At 53.3% G+C, this 18,978-nt stretch carries 18 protein-coding genes and 1 tRNA gene; 14 read left to right on the top strand and 5 right to left on the bottom strand.

The annotated features are described in order from the left end of the window. The first annotated feature begins 60 nt into the window (after positions 1–60). The 3 genes from lysS to GWK74_04515 all read left to right on the top strand — a co-directional run bounded on the left by lysS (position 61) and on the right by GWK74_04515 (position 4,369). Positions 61–1,587, top strand: coding sequence for a lysine--tRNA ligase (lysS, locus tag GWK74_04525; protein ID QHU90744.1), 1,527 nt, complete (start codon positions 61–63; stop codon positions 1,585–1,587). Between the two features lie 229 nt (positions 1,588–1,816). After that, positions 1,817–3,412: an MFS transporter gene (locus GWK74_04520; protein ID QHU90743.1), complete on the top strand. Its 1,596-nt coding sequence runs from the start codon at positions 1,817–1,819 to the stop codon at positions 3,410–3,412. Between the two features lie 36 nt (positions 3,413–3,448). Continuing rightward, the gene (locus GWK74_04515) at positions 3,449–4,369 is read left to right on the top strand and encodes a hypothetical protein (GenBank protein QHU90742.1); all 921 of its coding nucleotides are present in this window, start codon (positions 3,449–3,451) and stop codon (positions 4,367–4,369) included. A 364-nt stretch (positions 4,370–4,733) separates the two neighbouring features. Here the strand turns inward: GWK74_04515 and GWK74_04510 are convergent, their stop codons facing one another. Further along, the gene (locus GWK74_04510) at positions 4,734–5,438 is read right to left on the bottom strand and encodes a thioredoxin domain-containing protein (GenBank protein QHU90741.1); all 705 of its coding nucleotides are present in this window, start codon (positions 5,436–5,438) and stop codon (positions 4,734–4,736) included. 55 nt (positions 5,439–5,493) lie between these two features. Here GWK74_04510 and GWK74_04505 point away from each other — a divergent pair, with 55 nt between their 5' ends. Then, on the top strand, positions 5,494–6,519 hold the full coding sequence (locus GWK74_04505; GenBank protein QHU90740.1) for a CBS domain-containing protein: 1,026 nt from the start codon (positions 5,494–5,496) through the stop codon (positions 6,517–6,519). 27 nt (positions 6,520–6,546) lie between these two features. After that, positions 6,547–7,404 carry a hypothetical protein gene (locus GWK74_04500; GenBank protein QHU90739.1) on the top strand — a complete coding sequence of 286 codons (858 nt, stop codon included), beginning with the start codon at positions 6,547–6,549 and terminating at the stop codon, positions 7,402–7,404. A gap of 16 nt (positions 7,405–7,420) precedes the next feature. Here the strand turns inward: GWK74_04500 and GWK74_04495 are convergent, their stop codons facing one another. Next, positions 7,421–7,813 carry a prepilin-type N-terminal cleavage/methylation domain-containing protein gene (locus GWK74_04495; GenBank protein QHU90738.1) on the bottom strand — a complete coding sequence of 131 codons (393 nt, stop codon included), beginning with the start codon at positions 7,811–7,813 and terminating at the stop codon, positions 7,421–7,423. A gap of 88 nt (positions 7,814–7,901) precedes the next feature. Between GWK74_04495 and recA the strand changes: the two genes are divergently transcribed. The 3 genes from recA to GWK74_04480 are packed head-to-tail and all read left to right on the top strand — an operon-like array spanning position 7,902 to position 10,201. Beyond that, positions 7,902–8,972, top strand: coding sequence for a recombinase RecA (gene recA, locus GWK74_04490; GenBank protein QHU90737.1), 1,071 nt, complete (start codon positions 7,902–7,904; stop codon positions 8,970–8,972). Then, positions 8,972–9,496 carry a hypothetical protein gene (locus tag GWK74_04485; GenBank protein QHU90736.1) on the top strand — a complete coding sequence of 175 codons (525 nt, stop codon included), beginning with the start codon at positions 8,972–8,974 and terminating at the stop codon, positions 9,494–9,496. The genes recA and GWK74_04485 overlap by 1 nt, the downstream gene beginning before the upstream one ends. Positions 9,497–9,541: 45 nt before the next feature. Then, positions 9,542–10,201 carry a hypothetical protein gene (locus tag GWK74_04480; protein QHU90735.1) on the top strand — a complete coding sequence of 220 codons (660 nt, stop codon included), beginning with the start codon at positions 9,542–9,544 and terminating at the stop codon, positions 10,199–10,201. A gap of 11 nt (positions 10,202–10,212) precedes the next feature. Here the strand turns inward: GWK74_04480 and GWK74_04475 are convergent, their stop codons facing one another. Beyond that, the gene (locus GWK74_04475; GenBank protein ID QHU90734.1) at positions 10,213–11,478 is read right to left on the bottom strand and encodes a hypothetical protein; all 1,266 of its coding nucleotides are present in this window, start codon (positions 11,476–11,478) and stop codon (positions 10,213–10,215) included. Positions 11,479–11,558: 80 nt separating this feature from the next. On the opposite strand from GWK74_04475, the gene GWK74_04470 reads away from it, so the two are divergent. From GWK74_04470 to GWK74_04455, 4 genes are all read left to right on the top strand, one after another. Further along, positions 11,559–12,221 (top strand): hypothetical protein, encoded by a 663-nt coding sequence (locus tag GWK74_04470; protein ID QHU90733.1) that lies wholly within the window; start codon positions 11,559–11,561, stop codon positions 12,219–12,221. A gap of 63 nt (positions 12,222–12,284) precedes the next feature. Beyond that, positions 12,285–12,491, top strand: coding sequence for a hypothetical protein (locus GWK74_04465; protein ID QHU90732.1), 207 nt, complete (start codon positions 12,285–12,287; stop codon positions 12,489–12,491). Positions 12,492–12,643: 152 nt separating this feature from the next. Then, a complete protein-coding gene (locus tag GWK74_04460) occupies positions 12,644–13,000 on the top strand; it encodes a hypothetical protein (protein QHU90731.1) in 357 nt (118 codons plus the stop codon). Between the two features lie 67 nt (positions 13,001–13,067). Then, positions 13,068–13,143, top strand: a tRNA-Ile gene (locus GWK74_04455). Here the strand turns inward: GWK74_04455 and GWK74_04450 are convergent. Next, on the bottom strand, positions 13,100–15,109 hold the full coding sequence (locus GWK74_04450) for a recombinase family protein (GenBank protein QHU90859.1): 2,010 nt from the start codon (positions 15,107–15,109) through the stop codon (positions 13,100–13,102). The two genes, GWK74_04455 and GWK74_04450, sit on opposite strands and share 44 nt — an antisense overlap. Before the next feature lie 746 nt (positions 15,110–15,855). Here GWK74_04450 and GWK74_04445 point away from each other — a divergent pair. Together GWK74_04445 and GWK74_04440 are read left to right on the top strand one after the other, a co-directional pair. After that, a complete protein-coding gene (locus tag GWK74_04445; GenBank protein ID QHU90730.1) occupies positions 15,856–16,506 on the top strand; it encodes a hypothetical protein in 651 nt (216 codons plus the stop codon). Between the two features lie 9 nt (positions 16,507–16,515). Next, complete coding sequence (locus GWK74_04440; GenBank protein QHU90729.1) at positions 16,516–16,983, top strand: hypothetical protein; 468 nt, start codon at positions 16,516–16,518, stop codon at positions 16,981–16,983. Positions 16,984–17,802: 819 nt separating this feature from the next. On the opposite strand, the gene GWK74_04435 is transcribed toward GWK74_04440, so the two are convergent. Beyond that, the gene (locus GWK74_04435) at positions 17,803–18,336 is read right to left on the bottom strand and encodes a hypothetical protein (protein ID QHU90728.1); all 534 of its coding nucleotides are present in this window, start codon (positions 18,334–18,336) and stop codon (positions 17,803–17,805) included. Between the last annotated feature and the right edge of the window lie 642 nt (positions 18,337–18,978).

The raw sequence follows: 18,978 nt of genomic DNA, 5'->3' as shown, positions 1-18,978 counted from the left end.
ATAAGGCGAATGGTTGGGCTAATGCGCAGAGTAATATTTTCATGGTGTATAATAACACATATGAAGTGGCTTGATGATATCGTAGATCAGTTTCGAAGTGTAGATAAAGAAGTACTCGTTTCCTCGGGCGCATCGCCGTCGGGCGTGTATCATGTGGGGCATTTGCGTGAAATTGTTATCGCTGATGCCGTAGTGCGGGCACTGAAGCGGGCAGGCATCCGGGCGCGCCACGTTCACGTTTCGGATAACCTCGACGCCTTTCGTAAAGTGCCGGTCAATCTGCCGGCTAGCTATGAGCAGTACCTCGGCATGCCGCTCTGCACGGTGCCATCACCAGATGATCGGTATGATTCGTGGGGAGATTTTTGCCTGAAGCCATTTTTAGAGAGCGCCGATAAAATTGGCGTCACCATGGACGTGGTCTATGCTAGCGATAAATATCGGAGCGGGTTTTTTGTGCCGGCCATTGAGCGCTCGTTGAGCCGCATTGACAAGGCCAAATCGGCCATCCAGGAAGTGTCGGGTCGGCAGCTGGATGATCAGTGGTCGCCAATCCAAATCATGGAGCATGGTCGGCTGAAAAATCGTCGGTTCATCAGCATGGATAGTGATGCTAAAACGATTACCTATCGTAGCCACGATGACTCGGAGCACACGGTTCGGTACGATGACGGGCAGGTAAAGCTGGACTGGCGGCTGGACTGGCCGGGGCGGTGGTGGCTGCTCGGTGTTGATGTTGAGCCGTTTGGCCGTGATCACGCCACGAAGGGCGGCTCGTATGATACCGGCAAGCGGATCGCTCGTGAAGTTTATGACATTGAGGCGCCAGTACCGGTGCCGTATGATTTTATCAATCGCACCGGCGATACCAAAAAGATGAGTGCCAGTAAAGGCACCGGTGTGAATGCGCATGATGTTGTCGATATGTTGCCACCTGAGGTGGTACGCTATTTCATGCTCCGGTATTCGCCGGCCAAGCGGCTGTATTTTGATGAGACCGATAGCCTGGTGCGGCTGGTTGACGACTTCGCGGCGATGAAGCAGCAGCCGCAAAATGAGCTCGATGAACGGCTATTATTCTTGTGCACTGACGGGCTGAGTCATCCAGCGGTCAGCTCAATTCCATTCTCGCATCTGGTCATTTCATACCAAGCGGCGTTGTGCGACACGGCAAAAACGGTGGAAATTTTGCGGCGCAGTCCGGAATACGCTCGCATCGTCGACGAGGAAGAGGCGGTGATTATCACGGAACTAGGCTATGTCAGTCGGTGGCTGGAACAATGGGCGCCTGAGTCATTGAAGTTTCGCCTAGCGGATGAGGTACATCCCGATGAGTTTTCGCCAGAACAAAAAGAATACCTGCGGCGATTAGCTGACGATATCGCCGGGGCGCCGGCTGAGGCTGATGGTAATTGGTTTCATCAAGCAATTTACACCTACAAGGAAAACGGTTTGCTGCCGCCGCGGGAACTATTCACCACCATCTACCGTGTGCTCATCGGCAAAGATTCCGGCCCGCGTGCTGGCTGGTTCTTGTCGATCCTGCCAAGAGACTGGCTGGTTGAGCGGCTGCGACTGGTTAAGTAAGAATTTTAGCGAGGCCGGGTTGGGGCGGATTCTGTCCGCCTGGTATTTCTTGACACCAACCGCCCGTCCGGCGTAAAATATTACACTTGGGTGCAGGATGTAATCGTACTAAGTAGTTGAGTTGGAGAGTTCTTATACTTTATGGGCTACTGATACTTGAATAACGTGAAAGGTAACAATGCTACACGAATTATCAATCAGAAATAAATTAATCGTTATGAGTGCGGTGATGAGCGCACTGTTTTTGGTAGCGCTGGATCAGACGATTGTCTCGACGGCGTTGGCGGCGATTGTCAAGGAATTTAATAGCTTTTCATCGCTTGGCTTCATCGTGACTGCTTACATGTTGACCACCACGGTGACCGTGCCGCTGGCTGGTAAGTTGAGCGACATGTATGGCCGCAAGCCGCTGCTGCTGGCTGGAGTAAGCATCTTTACCATCGGCTCGCTACTGAGTGGCCTGGCACCGACGGTCGAGTGGTTGATTGTGTGGCGGGCGCTACAGGGTATTGGCGGCGGCATCATCACTGCGAATGCCTTTACTATTGTTGGTGATCTCTTTCCGCCAAAGGAACGTAGTAAATGGCAAGGACTTTTTGGTGCGGTTTTTGGGATGAGTTCGGTAGCCGGGCCATTAATCGGTGGTTGGCTGACGGATGGTGTGTCGCTGTTTGGCATGGTGAGTAACTGGCGCTGGACATTCTTGATCAATGTGCCGATCGGGGTGATCGCTACCATACTCATCATTCGCTACTGCCCGCAGATCAAGCACGACCGCACGCACAAGCCCGATTACCTCGGTGCGCTGTTTATCACCATCGCTCTGGCGACACTGGTGCTGGCGGTAGACAACACAGAGATGATCTTTAAGGGACTAATCGAGCGCGGTGTTAGCCTAGCGTTGGTTCAGGGCATGTTACTAACGATATCAGTACTGGCGGCGCTGGGCTTTATTGTGATTGAGCGGCGAGCCAAGCAGCCGATTCTGCCGCTACGGTTCTTTGCCAATCGGACATATAGTTTGATTATGGCGGCGGCTAGCCTGTTTGGCGCGGCCTTTATGGGGGCAATTTTATATCTAACACAGTTTAACCAGCAGGTGTTTGGCGCCACTGCCTCGCAGGCTGGGCTGATGCTGCTACCGATGGTAGCAGGCAGTATAGCAAGCTCGATAACTATCGGTCGGCTGGTTGCTAAAACCGGTGCATATAAACGCTGGATAGTGGCCGGTTTTGGGCTAACGGCGGTCGGTGTCGCCGTGCTAACAATTCTACAGCCAGAATCGCCATATTGGCACGAAGCTATCGTGGCGGTATTTGTTGGGCTTGGATTCGGCGCAGCGATGCCGATCTTGACCTTGGCGGTGCAGAATGAGTTTACGCAAAAAGACCTCGGTGCGGCGACCTCCAGTGTGCAGCTATTTCGCGGGCTGGGTTCGACAATTGGTGCGGCAGTATTATCGGGCGTATTAACCGCTGGTATCCTAGCCCATGTCGGTGATCCACATCAGCTGCCATATATTCAGAGTTTACAGCGCTCACCGGCTGCCCAGCAGATGCTGTCTGGTGAGCTGAACGCTGATGTGTTGCTGCGGCTGAATGCCCAAAAAGAGACAATTGCCAAGGCGGCAGCTCAAGAGTTTGAGCGGCTACCAGCACCGGCCCAGGCAAAACAGCAATTCAGCCGGCAGCAGGATGAATTTACCAATGTCATCCTCCATGCGTTTACCGATGGTCTGCATCAGGTATTTTTGATCAGTTCAGGGCTGATGGTTGTTGCGATGATTGCGGTAATGCCGGTCAGGGAAAAGCGACTGCACGGCTAATTGCCAGAGTGGTGTTTTCTGGGGTATAATTTTCTCATGACGGTGGGCTACTTTGAGCGGCGGTGTGTGAGCGATTCGTTAGGGCGAACGCATCAGTTTCATCGTGGCGTGTGGGCGCATGTTAGCGGCACGCTACGTCCAAGCGAACTCGCTGAGCAGTTTGGCCTTGACGAAAATATCGTCCGTGACGCGGCCGATGTGCGCGAACTACCGCGGATGGAATATAGCGGCGGCATTGAGTATGTCTTTGTGCGGCTACCGTTGGTTCGGGATGATATGGTCAAGACCGCACCGCTGCTGGCCGCTGTATCAAAAACCCAGTTTGTAACGATTAATCCTGCCAATAATTTCTCGCCACAAGCCGCCGAGCCGTTTCTCACAACCACGACCGATAAGCCTGGTGCGCTCCTCGCAGCGACCATCGCTTGCGTGGTGGCTGCGTATGAGCAGCAGATCCATGACCTCGCTAGTAATATTGCTGCCGCCCGACACCGGCTGTCGCGCCACGAGGTAAAAAATGCTGACTTTATTGAGTTTGTGGCTATTGAAGATAGCCTCAACGAATTTCATTCCAGCCTCGAGGGCTTAGCGAGCGTGCTCGGCCAATTAGCGCTCAATCGTCGCAGCCTATTCACAGTGCGCGACCTCGAGGCGCTGGGTGATCTGGTGCTGCACGTCAAGCAATTACTCGTCATGGTCGCCGCCAACAGCCAGACCATCACCAGTATCCAGAACGCCTATTCAACCATCGCCAACAATGTCCTCAACCAGCGAATGAAAGTCTTGACCGCCATCACCATTCTCCTGGCGATCCCGAATGTGTTTTATGGTATGTACGGCATGAATATTACCTTGCCGTTTCAGGGTGAGGCGTGGGCCTATCCGGTGATTACTGGGTTTACGGTGCTGCTCATCGGTATTGTGTATATCTTTGCCAAGCGGCTGCGCTTGTTTTGAGGCTGGTATCAGGGGTCAGATCAGAGGTGGGACTTGCTTGACGTTCGTATCAGTCTTTGCTATCATGGCTGATGTGTCTCGCGCCGAAGCATATCGCTGCTTATAAATAAGTGGGCAATAAAGGTCGAAGCGCGTGAGGCTGCACTAGTACAAAGGAGTACGAAACACATGCCAATAGCAATCAATGTTGTGTCGACCAGTCGGCGCAAAAAGGTCGCAGTGGATGTGGTGCCTGCCAAATGGCAAACATACATAGCACAATAAGTGCGCTCGTCCATAAAAAGGGACGGCATAAAAATCACCCCACAGGCACCGGGGTGATTTTTTCATTGAGTTTGTTTTGGTCAATGGTTTTGGCTTGAGGCTAGCTTTTTGCTTCATCAACTGCGACGCCGGCCTTTTTCAGGGCGTCTTTGACGGCATTTTCAATAGAGCTAGCGTCACCGAGGTTAAGCTTGTTGCCATTGATGAAAAAGGTTGGTGTGCCATCAATTTGTAACTGTCGCCCGACCGCCACGTCAAAGTCAATTTTCTTTGTGACAGCACCGGAGGCTAGGTCAGCATTGAATTTATCGACATTCAGGCCCAGCTGCTTGGCGTAGCCACTGAAGACGTCGGTGCGTTCTTTGGCGCGGGCATTACTCCATGCGCCTTGGTTGGTGTAGAGTAGATCGTGCATTTCCCAGAACTTACCCTGCAGCCCAGCTGCTTCGGCGACCGCCGCCGCCGCTCGGGCGTTTGGATGGAGCGACGGGATCGGATAATTACGAAAGACCAGCGCGACGTGATCCTTGTATTTCTCGGCCACGCGCTTGGCTTCTGGTGCAGCGGTGCGGCAGCCCGGGCACTGGTAGTCGCCGTATTCGATCATCACAACTTTGCCATTGGTGTTGCCGATAGTGTGCTCGCTAATGTCACCAGTGCGTGCTTCGGCTGGTATAATATGATGCATGGCTGTGTCATTCGAGATATCGCTGACGTTCAAGCGATTCTGTGTTGACAGATAAATCATACCGCCGACGACAGCCGCGACAACGATTGCAAAGATAGCCCAGGTTTTTCCGTTCATACTTCCTCCAAATTAACTCTGGCTATTATAGCATAAAAAGTATACAATGAACAGCATGAGCGATATTTTGCTAGGAATCCTGTATGTGGTGGTGCTGATATTGCTCGTAATGGTCATGGGCGTCCATCCGCAGGCCTCGTCACACAGTAAGTTCGAGCTGCAGCGGCGAGCGCACCGTGGTGATCAGGATGCGCAGCATCTGTTAAAGCGGCACGCACTGATGCGGGATATTTTCTCATTGCAGCGGGTGATCGCAGCGGTGCTGCTGGTGACACTCAGTGTCATCGGTGTGGAGTTGTTTCATTGGCTACTGGGTATTATTATCTCGCTAGTGATCGCATTGGAGATAGGAGCAGTGGCGCGGATTTCATTATGGCAACAATATTCTCAGCGGCTTTACGAGCGGTATGAGGGGCGAATTTTGGTGCTGATCGAGAAGTTTCCGACGTTATTTGCGATGATTCGCTCGGTGGCGCCAATGCCCAATGACGGCTATGATATTGAGTCAAAAGAAGAGCTCGTCACTATGGTCAAGCAGGCGGGCGAGGCGCTCAGTCGGGATGAGAAAAAGATGGTCATCGGCGTGCTGTCGTTTGATACGGTGCCGGTCAAGGAAGTGATGACGCCGCGTAGCGTGATTGATACGGTGGATCAGGACGAGGTGTTGGGGCCGCTGGTGCTGGACGCGCTGCACAAGACCGGGCATAGCCGCTTTCCGGTGACGAAGGGTGATATTGATCATGTGGTAGGGATGCTATACATTCAGGATCTGCTGACAATTAACCGTTCGTCGACGAGCAAGCGGGCACGAACCGTCATGGAGAAAAAGGTGTATTATATCCGCGAGGATCAGACGTTGCAGCATGCACTGGCGGCATTTTTGCGAGTGCGGCATCACTTGTTCATCGTGGTGAATGAGTTTCGCGAGACGGTTGGTATCGTCAGCCTGGAGGACGTGACCGAACGGATATTGGGGCGTAAAATCATCGATGAGTTTGATGCGCACGAGGATCTGCGGCGAGTGGCGCAGCGTAATCCACGGCATAACAATCGGACAAAACATGCTCGTGACGTCGCATAGTCCGGCCGATATGCTATACTAGAACTAATGAATCCGAACCAGACTAACCCCGAGCCTGATTACACCCAGCCGGTTGCGTATGATTCTGATGGTCGGCCGCTGTATCATCATCCGCCGGCTGCTGTGACACCGCCACCGGTGACGACTGCGCCGCCAATCGAGCCTCAGCCAGCCTCGCACGTCACCGTCCAGCCAGAGATGATCGAGGGGCAGAATTTTAATCCACAAATTCGTGCCCAGTACGCTAACGAGCCAAATGTTGTTCATGCTGCGCGGCCGCTTGAGCCGACCGTTCCCGCAGTTAGCCCAGAGACCAAGGCGCGTCACGACCAGTCCGTTCGTGATTATCCGCAGCTTAATCTCAGCGAGGGCGAGTATGTCATCCTCGACATCAAGCGCCACCCCATCGGCATGGTCATTCCGAGCGCCATCACCTTGCTATTAGTCGTCGTGCTGCTGGTATTTGCGGCCTCGTTTTCATCACTAACCGCCAACCTCCCACTGTTTCCGACGGTGAATCCGGGAGCAGTGCTCGGTATTGCGCTACTGCTCGTCGCTTTGGTGGTGATGGGTGGTGCGATCGCCTTGTGGGTGTATTTACAAAATCATTTTTTCATGACCAATGAAAGTGTCATCCAGGAAATCCAACAGAGCCTCTTCGTTCGGCACGAGCAGACAGTCAGCCTCGGTAGCATTGAGGATGCTAGCTTTTTCCAGGCCGGCATCGCCCAGACGATCTTTAACTACGGCACGATTCGTCTCAGTACTGAGGGCGAAGAGACGACTTACATTTTTCACTACGTGGCTAACCCCAAGCATCAGGTAGCTATTCTTAATAACGCCATCGAGGCCTTCAAGAACGGCCGGCCAGTCTGTTACGATTAGTTTGGCTACAATTTAGTTATTTGTGGCGGCTGTCTTTGACGAAATCTGCCTCACCATCAAGCGTGGCTCTGAGCGAATATGATTTGCACTTACCGCCGGTACAGTTTGTTGGCTCGTAGCGATAGGTGCTGCCATTGTCGCCAAGCTTTTTACCACTCGGATCTTTGAGTAGCTCCTTGTCCATGGTCGGTAGTGTCTCGTCGGTAATCTTTTCCGGATAAGAGCCGTGCTGCTTGTAATAGGCTTCTTCGAGGCTGTAATGCATGGCGTTAATAGCAATTTTTTTCCGGTCGTTTTGGTGCTCGCGCTGGATCGTCACCAGCTGGGTGAATGCCACTGCGGTAGCCACGCCGAGAAATATAATTGCCACTAGCACCTCGATTACCGTAAAGCCTGCTTGTCGTTTCATATGATTCCATTATAGCAAAGTTTCACCACTCGCGGTAGGCGCTTGATTTATGGTATACTATACAGCATAAGATAACGGAGGGAGAGGTATGGCTAGCACAGCGAAAACCGATAATAAACACCAAACAGACGCCGCAACTGGCACGGCTCAGGTGACAGAGAAAAAGATTGATGATGGGAAATTGAAAGCGCTGGGTCTAGCCATGGATCAAATCACCAAGCAGTTTGGTGACGGCTCAATCATGAAGCTTGGCGAGGCGCACAAAGTTGATGTTGAAGTGATTCCATCGGGTTCGCTAAGCCTCGATTTGGCATTGGGTGGCGGCTATCCAAAGGGTCGCATCATTGAGATTTATGGTCCAGAAAGCTCTGGTAAGACGACGTTGACACTACATGCCATTGCCGAAATCCAAAAGCAGGGCGGTACGGCAGCGTTCATCGACGCTGAGCACGCGCTTGACCCGAGCTACGCCAAGCGGTTGGGCGTGGATACCGAAAATCTGCTGGTATCGCAGCCAGACAACGGTGAACAGGCGCTGGAGATTACCGAAACCTTGGTACGTTCAAACGCGGTGGATCTGATTGTGGTGGACTCGGTGGCGGCACTGACCCCGCAAGCAGAAATTGATGGCGACATGGGTGATTCGCACATGGGTCTACAGGCACGGCTGATGAGCCAGGCACTGCGTAAACTGACTGGTATCATCAACAAGTCGAAAGCCACGGTGATTTTCATCAACCAGATTCGCATGAAGATTGGCGTGATGTTTGGCAATCCTGAAACCACGACGGGTGGTAACGCGTTGAAGTTTTACGCCTCGCAGCGGGTGGATATTCGTCGGATCGGGCAGATCAAGGTTGGTGATGATATCCTCGGTAACCGCACCAAGATCAAGGTGGTGAAAAATAAGATTGCGCCGCCATTTCGCATCGCTGAGTTTGACATTATGTATAACGAAGGCATCTCTAAAACTGGCGATATTCTGGATTTGGCGGCTACGCACGGCATTGTCGAAAAATCTGGCGCCTTTTACAAATATAACGGTGAAACCATCGGTCAGGGTCGCGACAAAACCAAATTATATCTGAAAGAACATCCTGAGGTTCTGGCGGAAATTGATCAGAAGGTTCGGGAGAAGGTCAAAGAAGGAGAGAACTAATGCGCGCAGCAGAAACCGCATATCCAGTCGAAAAACATATGGCGTCAGTCAGCCTGGTCTTTGATGATGAGCAGAATGCGTATCTTCGAGAATTATCAGAAAAAATGAACCTTGACTTTGGTGAGTTTATCCCACACGTGACACTGATTAACGTGACTGAACAGGACATGCCACGCCTCAAGGCGGCCGCTGCGGCACTGCCTGTTCTCGATAAGTTGGTGCTTGATGGTGTTAATTTCTTACCAGACAAGGCTGGTAACTGCGTTTGGGTTGAGCTACGCACGCAGAAAATTGACTGGATGATTAAGGCGCGTCAGCAATTACTCGCGGCACTGGATGGTGTTCACCCAGGGCTGGATGTTGATGGGTTCCGCCCGCACATCACGCTCGGTTGTGTCGAGGCCGGTACGCTTGACGACGTTAATATGAGCGCTATTCCAGGGCAACTGCCAGTCATCACTGAGCCGCGTGCTGCTGCTTGCTATAACGGCGTGCATGGCAAGGTGATCGAGGTAGTCGAGTAGCCTCTGCTGGTAGCTAGCCTAGCGTCTTCGCGGTATAATAGCTTCATGAAAATCACTGACATCTCGCTTCAGGCTCGCGATAACAACCGTGTTAATGTGAGTGTTGACGGCACCTATCGCTTTAGCCTCGATGTGTTTCAGGTGGGCGAGCTGGGGATTAAAGTTGGGCGCGAATATACCGACGACGAATTGACAGCACTGGAGAACGAGAGTCAGTTTGGTAAGTTGTACGCCCGGGCCATGGAGTATTGCTTGACGCGGCCGCGCTCGGTTAAAGAAGTGCGTGACTATTTGTGGCGTAAAACTAGGCCGACTAAGAAGCGCTCGCCAAAGGCCGGTGAAATTACTGAGCGTCCAGGCGTGAAGCCGGAAATTACCAAGCGGGTACTGGCGCGGCTGATCGAGAAACAGTACCTCGATGATGAAAAGTTTGCCCGCTTTTGGCTGGAGCATCGATTTATGCAAAAAGGCACCAGTGTCAGGCGGCTAAAATTGGAACTAGCGCAAAAGGGGATTGAGCGCGAGACGATAGAACAGTTAGTTAGCGAAAATATCCGCTCCGACGACGAGGAACTGCAAAAAATTATCGCTAAAAAACGCCACAAATACGCCGGCGATCAGCAAAAGTTCATGGCGTATCTGGCCCGTCAGGGATTTTCGTATGATGATATCCGGGCGGCGCTTGGTGGTGAGCCTGACGAGTAGGCGAACCGTGATCAGGCGCTGCGACCTAATTGCTCGCGCAGCCACCCGTCGATTGTCCCGGCACCCATACCGAGTACCAGCGCGCCGCGCGCTCGTTGCTGTTCAATCGTGTGCCATAGCGCCTCGTCTAGCTGCGCGATATGTACCTTGTCCGTTGTCAATTGGCGCGTCAATTCCTCCGGTGTCAGCACCGGCAGGCTCGGGTCTTCGCGGGTCAAGTACGTCGGCAGCCAATATATCTCGTCAGCATGCATAAAAACCTCGTCGGTGTAGCGCTCGTGCACTTCGTGCTGGCGAATATTTTGGTGCGGCTGGTAGACGAGTATCACGTGGTCGTTTAGTTCATGAGCCAGCTGCAACGTAGCAGCAATCTCTGACGGATGATGGCCATAATCGGTGTAGAGATTGTCAGCCAGTTTCTCAAAGCGCCGGCCTGTACCCGGAAAGGTATTGAGTGCCGTGATAATCGCCTCATCCTCAATCTCAAGGGCAGCCGCCTCTCGCACCAGCATCGCTGCCCGTGCTGCCAGCGTGCCGTTACGCCGGTTGTGTTCGCCAGCCAGCGTTATTTGTGGATCAGTCTGTTCGAGCACCGTCACATTGGCCGGCGTAAATACGTCAGCATCCTCTCGCCACGTGATCACCTGCGTCGACTGCTCGCCAAATTGCCGAAACGCTGCTCGGTAATCATCTGGCGTCGGAAAGGTGTCGGGATGGTCGTAGTCAACTGAAGTAATGAGGCTCAGCCACGGCGAAAAGTGAAGGAAGTTGCGGTCAAATTCGTCGCATTCATACACCAAAAACTGGCTAGCCGGATCAAACCGGCCGCTCGGGCCAAAACTAAGCGTCGAGCCAACCAAGTAGCTCACCGGCATGCCAAGCTGCTGCAACATCCACACCAGCATGCTGGTCGTCGTCGTCTTGCCGTGCGTACCGGTGACGGCAATGAGCTTGAGCTGCTTGTCGGCGATAATCTGAGCGAGTAGCTCATCGCGCTTGCTGGTGCGAATCCCTAGCTGCCTGGCCAGCACCAACTCTGGATGATCCGCCGGTAGGGCCGCCGTATAGACAAACCAGTCAAAGGGCGCCTGCTGATGTTCGCTGCGCAAAAACTCGCCCGACTGATCAAACGACACGGTGATCCCATCCCGTCTGAGTGCCTCCGTCATCAAGCCGGCCGCCCGGTCAGAGCCACAGACCTCGTGTCCAGCGCCGATGGCCATTTCTGCTAGTGGCCCGATCGCCACACCACCAATTCCCGAAAAATAAATCCTCATAGCGTCATTATACCACTGACGCTAGCCCCGTGTCGCATTCACCTAGTATCTTTGGTATAATGAGGTGAGAAAGGTGGGGAATGGCAGATAAGCGAGGCACGCGTCGGGCGATCCGGCGGCTAGAAGAAATCAAGACATGGCAGCTGGTCATTTTGCTAGTGATGGCGTCGTTTATCAGTGCGACATTCCTCAGGCTAAATAATATCGGCATGATCGAGCGCCGTGACGCCGTCATCAATGCTGACAAGGAGGGCGACGAGGGCGCGCTGGAGCGGCGGGTGTATGACTTGCAGCGCTATGTGGTCGCGCACATGAACGCCGATCCGGGACGCATCGCGCTGGAGCACTCGTACAAGCGGGCCTACGAGGCGGCCTGGAAAGAATTTGAGTCAAAGTCAGCCTCTCGTTCCAGCAACGACACGGTCGCCAAAGTCCGCCAAGTCTGCGACGCTCGAGCACAGGCTGGTGGTTGGGGGCGATTTTATGCTACGGCCGACCCGCGCTACGTCAGCTGCATCAATGATGAATGGGCGAAGTACCCGGCCGCCTCGTCACTTGACCTCAAATTTACGCCGCCATCCACCGCGCCGTATTATCAGACATTTGTGCCGCCACTCTGGTCATCGGACTTGGCTGGCTGGTCATTGGTGGTAACAGGGGTAATTATGCTGATTATCATTGCTCGACTGGTAGTTTTGGCGGTACTGAAACTGCTGCTTCGGTATCGTCAAAAACCGCTTTAGGCTTGACAGGGGTCAACAGAGACGCTAATCTAGAATAGTATAATACTAACAGGAGGTATACGAATGGCTTATAAGCACACAAACTCAAAAGGCATTACATACTACTTGCATAAAACCGAAGTCACGCTGCGCGGTGGCAAAACGCAGACGATTTATTTTTTCGCCAAGGTTGAAAAGAACGCCAAGGGCGAGCCATGCGACTTGCCAGATGACCGGATCGTTACCGAAAATCCACGCAACGGCTTTTTGACGATCAAGAAGAAGAAATAAGCACTTGCATTATACACCTGGTTACCGGTACAATGGTATCAAACAAACAGGTGCCTCAAAGACTCTCGCTCATGCGGGAGTCTTTTTGTGGTGAAGCATTGAGGCACTGAGATAGTATTGCTTTTATGAGTAAAATGTGATATTTAATAATTATGAATGAACTGTTGCAGGTTGGCGATGAGTGGGACTGTGAATTGACCGCGGAGGAGTGGGAGAAGGTTGATGAACTTGTCGATAAAACAGGCTGTTCATATTATGGAGCGCGATGGGCACTTGGGTTTAAACCGCCGTCTTGTCAGATTGTTCATGCGAATAGTCAGCCATTGTCTGATCAAAGTACCTCTGTTAATAAGAAAACACCCCCTCGTGAACGTAGTCGTTTTGATACGCGCACGCAACAAGCCCATGAAGCATCAGGACAGGGCCCGTTAACTGAGAAACAAAAACAGACAAATAGGGATGGAATTAGGATGGTGCGCACTGCCCTCAGGAATGCACGAACAGCTTGACGGTCGGTAGTGGGGTAAATTGACGCCACTTCTCACTCGGCCACTTTTACGGTATAATATCGCTCATGGGGGTGTAGCTCAGCGGTTAGAGCAGCGGGCTCATAACCTGTTGGTCGCTGGTTCGATCCCAGCCACCCCCACCACAAGCGACTTACACGAAACATCACCCAAGTGAATGTGGGTGTCGCCCTCCGGGAGTTCCTCCTGGAGGGTTTTTTGGTTGCTGGGGAGCTGGGTGGTGGCGGTGCGGGCGGCTGTGCCGGCTGTGCTGCCACGAGAGGTTGCGGTGGTGCTTGCTTGGTTGGGGTGGCTGGTGATGTCGGTACTGCTGTGGGTAGCGGCTATGGCGGCGACAGGGCTGATGGTGGCGGTGCCGGTGCGGGCGGTTGTTTGGTCGAGGTGAGCGCTGTTGCTGCCGATGTGGATGCTGCCATTGTCTTGGTCGCCGTGCCTGTCCCGGCTGTCGTCATTGCCTTGGTCGCTGCTGTCGTTCCGGCGGGCGGATTCGCTGCGTCTGTTCTTTCCTGGGTTTGTGAGTCCGGCGTCGTGTCGCAGGGTTGGGTTGGTGAGTTGGTCAAAGGGTGGTCGGGGTGTGGGGTGGATGGGGCGTTGTGGGGTGCTGGTTGGGGTGTTGTCGTCTGGGTTGATGAGGATTTCGGTGAAGAAGATGGTGTTGAGGAGTTTCTTGAGGCTGGGTGGGGTGTCTGGGTGGGTGTAGAGGTGGTGGCAGTGTTCGAGGAGGGTGAGGGCTTCTTTGAGGTGTTGTTCGACGCGTTCGCGGTCGGCGGTGAGGGTGGCCAGTTCTTGGGTGATGTGGTCGAGCTCACGGGTGAGGCGGGTTTGTTCGGTTTTGAGGAGGTCGAGGGGGATGGCGTCGGCGTAGTGGGCTTCGAGGAGTTTGGCTTGTTGGGTTTTGAGTTTGCGGGCTTGGGTGGTGAGTGTTTGGGTGTGGGTGTGTTGGCGGGCGTAGATGTGGTCGAGTTCGATGCGGAGGTATTTCTCGATGGTGCGTCGGTCTTCGGGGGTGATGTGGATGTGGTGGTAGAGGTCGGCGATGCGAGCGTCGACTTCGTCGATGAGGACGGCTTTGAAGGAGCATTTGGTGCGGTGGCGTTGGCGGTAGGAGCAGACGAAGTATGGATAGATATGGCCGTTTCTGGCTTTGGCGTTGTGGATGATGAGTCGGCCGCCGCATTGGCCGCAGCGGATGGTGGTTTTGAGGTGGTGGTTATGGATGCGTTGGCGTTCGCCGTGGCGGTGTTGGTTGAGGATGGTTTGGACGCGCTGCCAGGTGGCGTCGTCGATGAGGGGTTGGTGTTTGCCGGGGTATTGAACGCCTTGGTAGGTGACGATGCCGCGGTAATAGGGGTTACGGAGGATGGCGAGGAGTTTGTTGTGGCCGAGGGGATGAGACGGCCGGCTGGGCGTGGGGACAGTGGTCAGGCCTTGAGCGGTGAGGTGGTCAGTGAGGGTGGATAGCGTCCAGCGGTCGGTGGCGTATTCGGTGAAGGCTTGGGTGATGAGTGGGCCGCGAACAGGGTCGATGTCGACCCGGCGGGCTTCCCTGCCTTGCTCGTCGCGGCCTTGTTTGTTGAGGTAGCCGAGTGGGGCGCGGCCAATGGTGCCGCCGGCGCGGGCTTTTTGGCTGAGGCCTTTGACGACTTCGTTGGCGAGGTTGCGGGAGTAGAACTCGGCGATGGAGCTCATGATGCCGTGCAGGAGGATGCCGCCGGGGGTTTGGTCGATGTTCTCGGTGGTGGAGATCAGGCGGGTGCCGGTTTGGTCGAGGATGCGGTTGATGTCGACGTCGTCGGCGCGGTTGCGGGCGAGGCGGTCGAGTTTGTGGACGATGACGTAGTCGATGTCGCCGGCGTCTTGGAGGTAGTGGAGCATCTTTTGTAGTTCGGGGCGGTTGGCGCTGCGGGCGGATTCGCCGCGGTCGACGAACTCTTTGACGATGAGAGCGCCCAGGGCCATGGCCTTCTTCTTGTTGGCTTCGCGTTGGGCGGGGATGGAGAAGCCCTCGGCAGCGCCGCTTCGTTGGGCTTGTTCGCGGGTGGAGACCCGCAGGTAGGAGACGGCCCGCTTCGGGGTGAGTGAGGCGGCCATGGCGGCAAACGGATCGGTGGTCATGGGCGGACTCCGTGCCGGTGGCTTGTGGGGTTGGTGATGGTGTTGGTCATGAGCGCCTTCTCCTTTCTCACCCGCTACCCGCCTGCGTCCTCGGGGCCGTGGCTATGGGGTGTTATGGCTTGTCAGGGCGGAAACCGGCGGCTCGTCCGGGACTGCCCTACTTCTATTGACGCTCAGATGGAACGAAAAGTCCAGAGGGTTGAGGGGGTGATGGGGGTAGACGTGAGCCTTGGCGCTGGGTTGGTACCGTGCAGGGCCACCTGCTGGGATGTGGTTAGATATTACCTAGACAAACCTCTACCCTTCCCGCGGGGGAGAGTGCTTGTCAGCACACGTTTATCCATCGCTCCTGTCGTAATGGCTGTACTCGCTCCTTATTTCTATATACAAGCCCCTTCGTAAGAATGCAGTATGTCTATCCGTACACTCAGCAACGAGGGAGTGTTTATGTAACGAAATGATAACGTTTTTGATAAAGTATCGAAGTTTGTGCTGGGCAATGTTAAAGTTCGTGCAAGTCGTAAAATCGTCATTCTCATTGAGGCGAAAGGGTGGGGGCGATGTTTGGGGGATTGCGATGGCTTCGATTGCCGCTGCTTATAGCGGTCACAGTGGTGTTGGGGATGCTGACGCCCCAGCCCGCGGTAAATGCAAAATCTCCTCTCTCTCCTTTTCTAGTAACTATCTGGTCTAGCTTTCGACCACGTGCAATGAGTGCGGGAGTGTCGCAGTATGCTGTCGCGCGCTTCAGCAATGCTGGTGAGCAGGAGGAGACTATCAACTTTCGCGTCAAAGCCTGGTGTTATTCAGAGGCGAAAGGAAAAATAGATTTCAGCAGCGAATGGAAAACTATTACAATTCCAATAGGAGATAAGCGTCCGGGTGTTGTGGTGAAAACCCATGAGGTTTCTGTTACTCCCCCGTCGACTTGTAGCCCACCGATGTCCTTCGTCAGGAGGGCATTATTGCCCAGCTCATTTCTTGGTTTTGAGATGGTCAGTGTGATTGAGGGTCGTTACCAAGGGCTTGACCCGTTTAACAACTATGTTTACGGCCCCTTCACTAAAGATTGGTATCGCTACAACCTGCTTGCTAAAAAACCATATCCGACAACAACTGGCGAATACCAAGCGCACCACATGCTTCCTCAGAAATTCGAGCCGCGGTTCAATGCTGCTGGATTTAACATTCATCATCCTAGTAATCTGCGGTGGTGGTGCTCAACTAAGGGGCTGCCGACAAATCACCAGAGTCAGGCGTATGCCTACAATCAGTTGTGGGAGAATTTTTTTGCAACTACTCCGTATATTACACAGCAGCACATTATAGTATTCATGCAAAACATCCAAGGACGATTCACCTACACCTGCTAGGATAGATTCATGCCATATGAACTAGTCGCTAAATCTGATGGACCGAGCGCGTGGGTTTTCCCGGCGAATCCCAGTCTGCCAAAGATCGGCCCCTTCATGCTGGATGACGGACGAGATATCTATCAGCTTATCGCTGACGGCGATATTGCGGATCTCGACTTCACTCCAACATTCCGCCACACGCAAGGATCACATTTTGGAGACCTGCTCTGGACGGGTTGTACGATGAAAGTGGCTTCGAATAGGTTCATTAACGCACTTTTCGGCTTCTCCGGGTGGCGTTCCTTCGACATCCATCTCTTGGGGCTTAAAGGTGAAATCATGGACGGATATAAAGGCTTTGCCGTGGTTGACGGATCAGTCGATGTTTTCCATACGACCGGTTTTCAATTTTGGCGTTTCGGCGTAAGCGACGACGTCATGGCAGCGCTGCACGCTAATTCAGCCGACGATCTTGAGATCAGGAACCTTCCATGAGTGAACGTCGGCACAACTGATGCTCATTGAACGCTTACGAGCACAGAGCTCGTAAATCTACTCCGTGCTTGCAGCCCATGGAATCACTCAGCCCCGAATTAGTAGTCGGGTGAGCGACCACTGGCTACATCCAACAGTTATCCCGGTTGAGCTATTTGTGGATATTGCTGGCGCACACGACTGGACTACTGCCGACCTTATTCCTCTTGAGAAAGAGTTGAGTCAGTTTGTCGGCCGCCCTATCCTTCTTGTTTCCGAGTCACACGCTGAACGGCTCATAGACAAAGCGGAACAAATGATAGGGCTAGAAGAGATAGTTGACTAGCGATTAAAATGCCCATCCCTAGAGATAATGCATCCGTGAGTGCTTTACCTCATTGAGGCTTATCTGCAAGCAGCGTGTCGGCAAGTACTCCCTAGTCAAACCACGCTTGATTACGGTCATTAATAAAATGATCTCAAACCAGACAAGCTGTTCTATACATCCCCTCAGGGCGAAGAGCTAGTTGGAGAAACCCAAAGCGCCCCCGTGTGAGTAAGCCTCGATATATTCAGTTTAAGTGTGGTGACATCTGGGCATCGCCCAGATGTCACCACATGCGAATTATCTAATTGCCAGCAGTATAGCCAAGAAGAAGGCAAGCATGGCAACACAGATAACCGTCTTGCAAAGCCATCTAACGGTGGCAGCCCACAATGGTTCCATTGGAGCACTCCTTACAGTAAGTACGCTCAACAATGGATCTCATTGCGAGCCTCCGTCAAATCTTTATACAGCTTCACCGGAGACTCGCAACAAGCTCTATTATTTTATCACTCCTAGGATTTCTCCTCAAGGAATTTAAACACCTCCAATCGTTCAGCAATACCATTAGGAACAGAGTCGATTCTTATGACAGAATGTGACCGAAAGGCTTCACCTGGATTTCCGGCCGCAAAAGAGCCACGAACCGGACTCCATGTTCTACCATGCTTCTCTAGTTCAATAAACCCAAATCCCGTATAGCCCCTATGTCCAGAGTCTTCATGCGTATTCAAGAATATGTAATAATATCTACCAGCAACCCTGTCTACATGACTGGAAATCGTGCGCCAATGACAATATGGCCTTCCATCATTGTGAAAATTAGTGCCATCGAAAACCCACATTTGCCGCCGTAGGTCGTATCTAATGCTCCCAATGCTATTCAACCTTTCACCATATCCAGAAACACGCTCACCCCAAACGCCCTTCAAATCCAAACGATCGGTAAAGGAAGCGAGCATGTTTCTTATCCATTGATAAAAAGCATTCCCCAGTACTCCGGTAATAATACCCACGATCAAGGCCACGGCTAGTTGCAATAACGACATGAGAGAATACTATCAGTACGTTCGGCCAAGTGGGTAGTCGTCCATGACAGTTTTTCGGGAAACTCCGCTATGGTCGGTGAGCCCCGGTCAGAGTGAGTTGCACGAGATGACCTTAGGAGAGTCGAGTAAAAATCGTGCTTAGCCAAGCATCTCGGCACTGATGTCGTCGGTGCTGTCCAGGACTGCTTGGTACGGCGCGGAGTGAGAATACGGATCCGCTCACCCCACCACCCTCCCCAAAACCCTCACTAGTCGGCGCACGCTCTCGATGCTCAGGTCTAGGCCATGGTGGCCGTCGCCGATGTAGATCCATTCGTCGGGGTCATCCGGGTACTGGTAGCGGGTGATGGCGATCTCTGTCGCGACGGCGTGGCGGGCGATGCCATTTGGCGTTTCCCCTGGCGAGCGTTCAAGGGTGATGGCCCCGAGTAGCCGCGTGCGGCCTTCGTGAAGCTGGTCGTCGGGATCTTGGTCAGCGTGGTCACGAACGCACCACGATGGACAGGGCGGCGCTTCGGTGTGAGTGCTAGGGCGACTGCTGCTCGTGGCGGTGGGGTTGGCGGGAGCGGGATCCATAACTGCCTCCTGGTCGGCTCAAGCAGTCAGGAAAGCGCGAAGAGGAGAGGAAGTCCAGCGCTGGCC

Source organism: Candidatus Saccharibacteria bacterium oral taxon 488 (assembly GCA_010202115.1).
Taxonomy (GTDB): Bacteria; Patescibacteriota; Saccharimonadia; order Saccharimonadales; family Saccharimonadaceae; genus Nanosynbacter.
This window is presented reverse-complemented; position numbering and strand designations above follow the sequence as displayed.

Coding starts and splice junctions, on each gene's coding strand:
- lysS (QHU90744.1), top strand. CDS start 61: ATGAAGTGGCTTGATGATATCGTAGATCAGTTTCGAAGTGTAGATAAA.
- GWK74_04520 (QHU90743.1), top strand. CDS start 1,817: ATGAGCGCACTGTTTTTGGTAGCGCTGGATCAGACGATTGTCTCGACG.
- GWK74_04515 (QHU90742.1), top strand. CDS start 3,449: ATGACGGTGGGCTACTTTGAGCGGCGGTGTGTGAGCGATTCGTTAGGG.
- GWK74_04510 (QHU90741.1), bottom strand. CDS start 5,438: ATGAACGGAAAAACCTGGGCTATCTTTGCAATCGTTGTCGCGGCTGTC.
- GWK74_04505 (QHU90740.1), top strand. CDS start 5,494: ATGAGCGATATTTTGCTAGGAATCCTGTATGTGGTGGTGCTGATATTG.
- GWK74_04500 (QHU90739.1), top strand. CDS start 6,547: ATGAATCCGAACCAGACTAACCCCGAGCCTGATTACACCCAGCCGGTT.
- GWK74_04495 (QHU90738.1), bottom strand. CDS start 7,813: ATGAAACGACAAGCAGGCTTTACGGTAATCGAGGTGCTAGTGGCAATT.
- recA (QHU90737.1), top strand. CDS start 7,902: ATGGCTAGCACAGCGAAAACCGATAATAAACACCAAACAGACGCCGCA.
- GWK74_04485 (QHU90736.1), top strand. CDS start 8,972: ATGCGCGCAGCAGAAACCGCATATCCAGTCGAAAAACATATGGCGTCA.
- GWK74_04480 (QHU90735.1), top strand. CDS start 9,542: ATGAAAATCACTGACATCTCGCTTCAGGCTCGCGATAACAACCGTGTT.
- GWK74_04475 (QHU90734.1), bottom strand. CDS start 11,478: ATGAGGATTTATTTTTCGGGAATTGGTGGTGTGGCGATCGGGCCACTA.
- GWK74_04470 (QHU90733.1), top strand. CDS start 11,559: ATGGCAGATAAGCGAGGCACGCGTCGGGCGATCCGGCGGCTAGAAGAA.
- GWK74_04465 (QHU90732.1), top strand. CDS start 12,285: ATGGCTTATAAGCACACAAACTCAAAAGGCATTACATACTACTTGCAT.
- GWK74_04460 (QHU90731.1), top strand. CDS start 12,644: ATGAATGAACTGTTGCAGGTTGGCGATGAGTGGGACTGTGAATTGACC.
- GWK74_04450 (QHU90859.1), bottom strand. CDS start 15,109: ATGGCCGCCTCACTCACCCCGAAGCGGGCCGTCTCCTACCTGCGGGTC.
- GWK74_04440 (QHU90729.1), top strand. CDS start 16,516: ATGCCATATGAACTAGTCGCTAAATCTGATGGACCGAGCGCGTGGGTT.
- GWK74_04435 (QHU90728.1), bottom strand. CDS start 18,336: ATGTCGTTATTGCAACTAGCCGTGGCCTTGATCGTGGGTATTATTACC.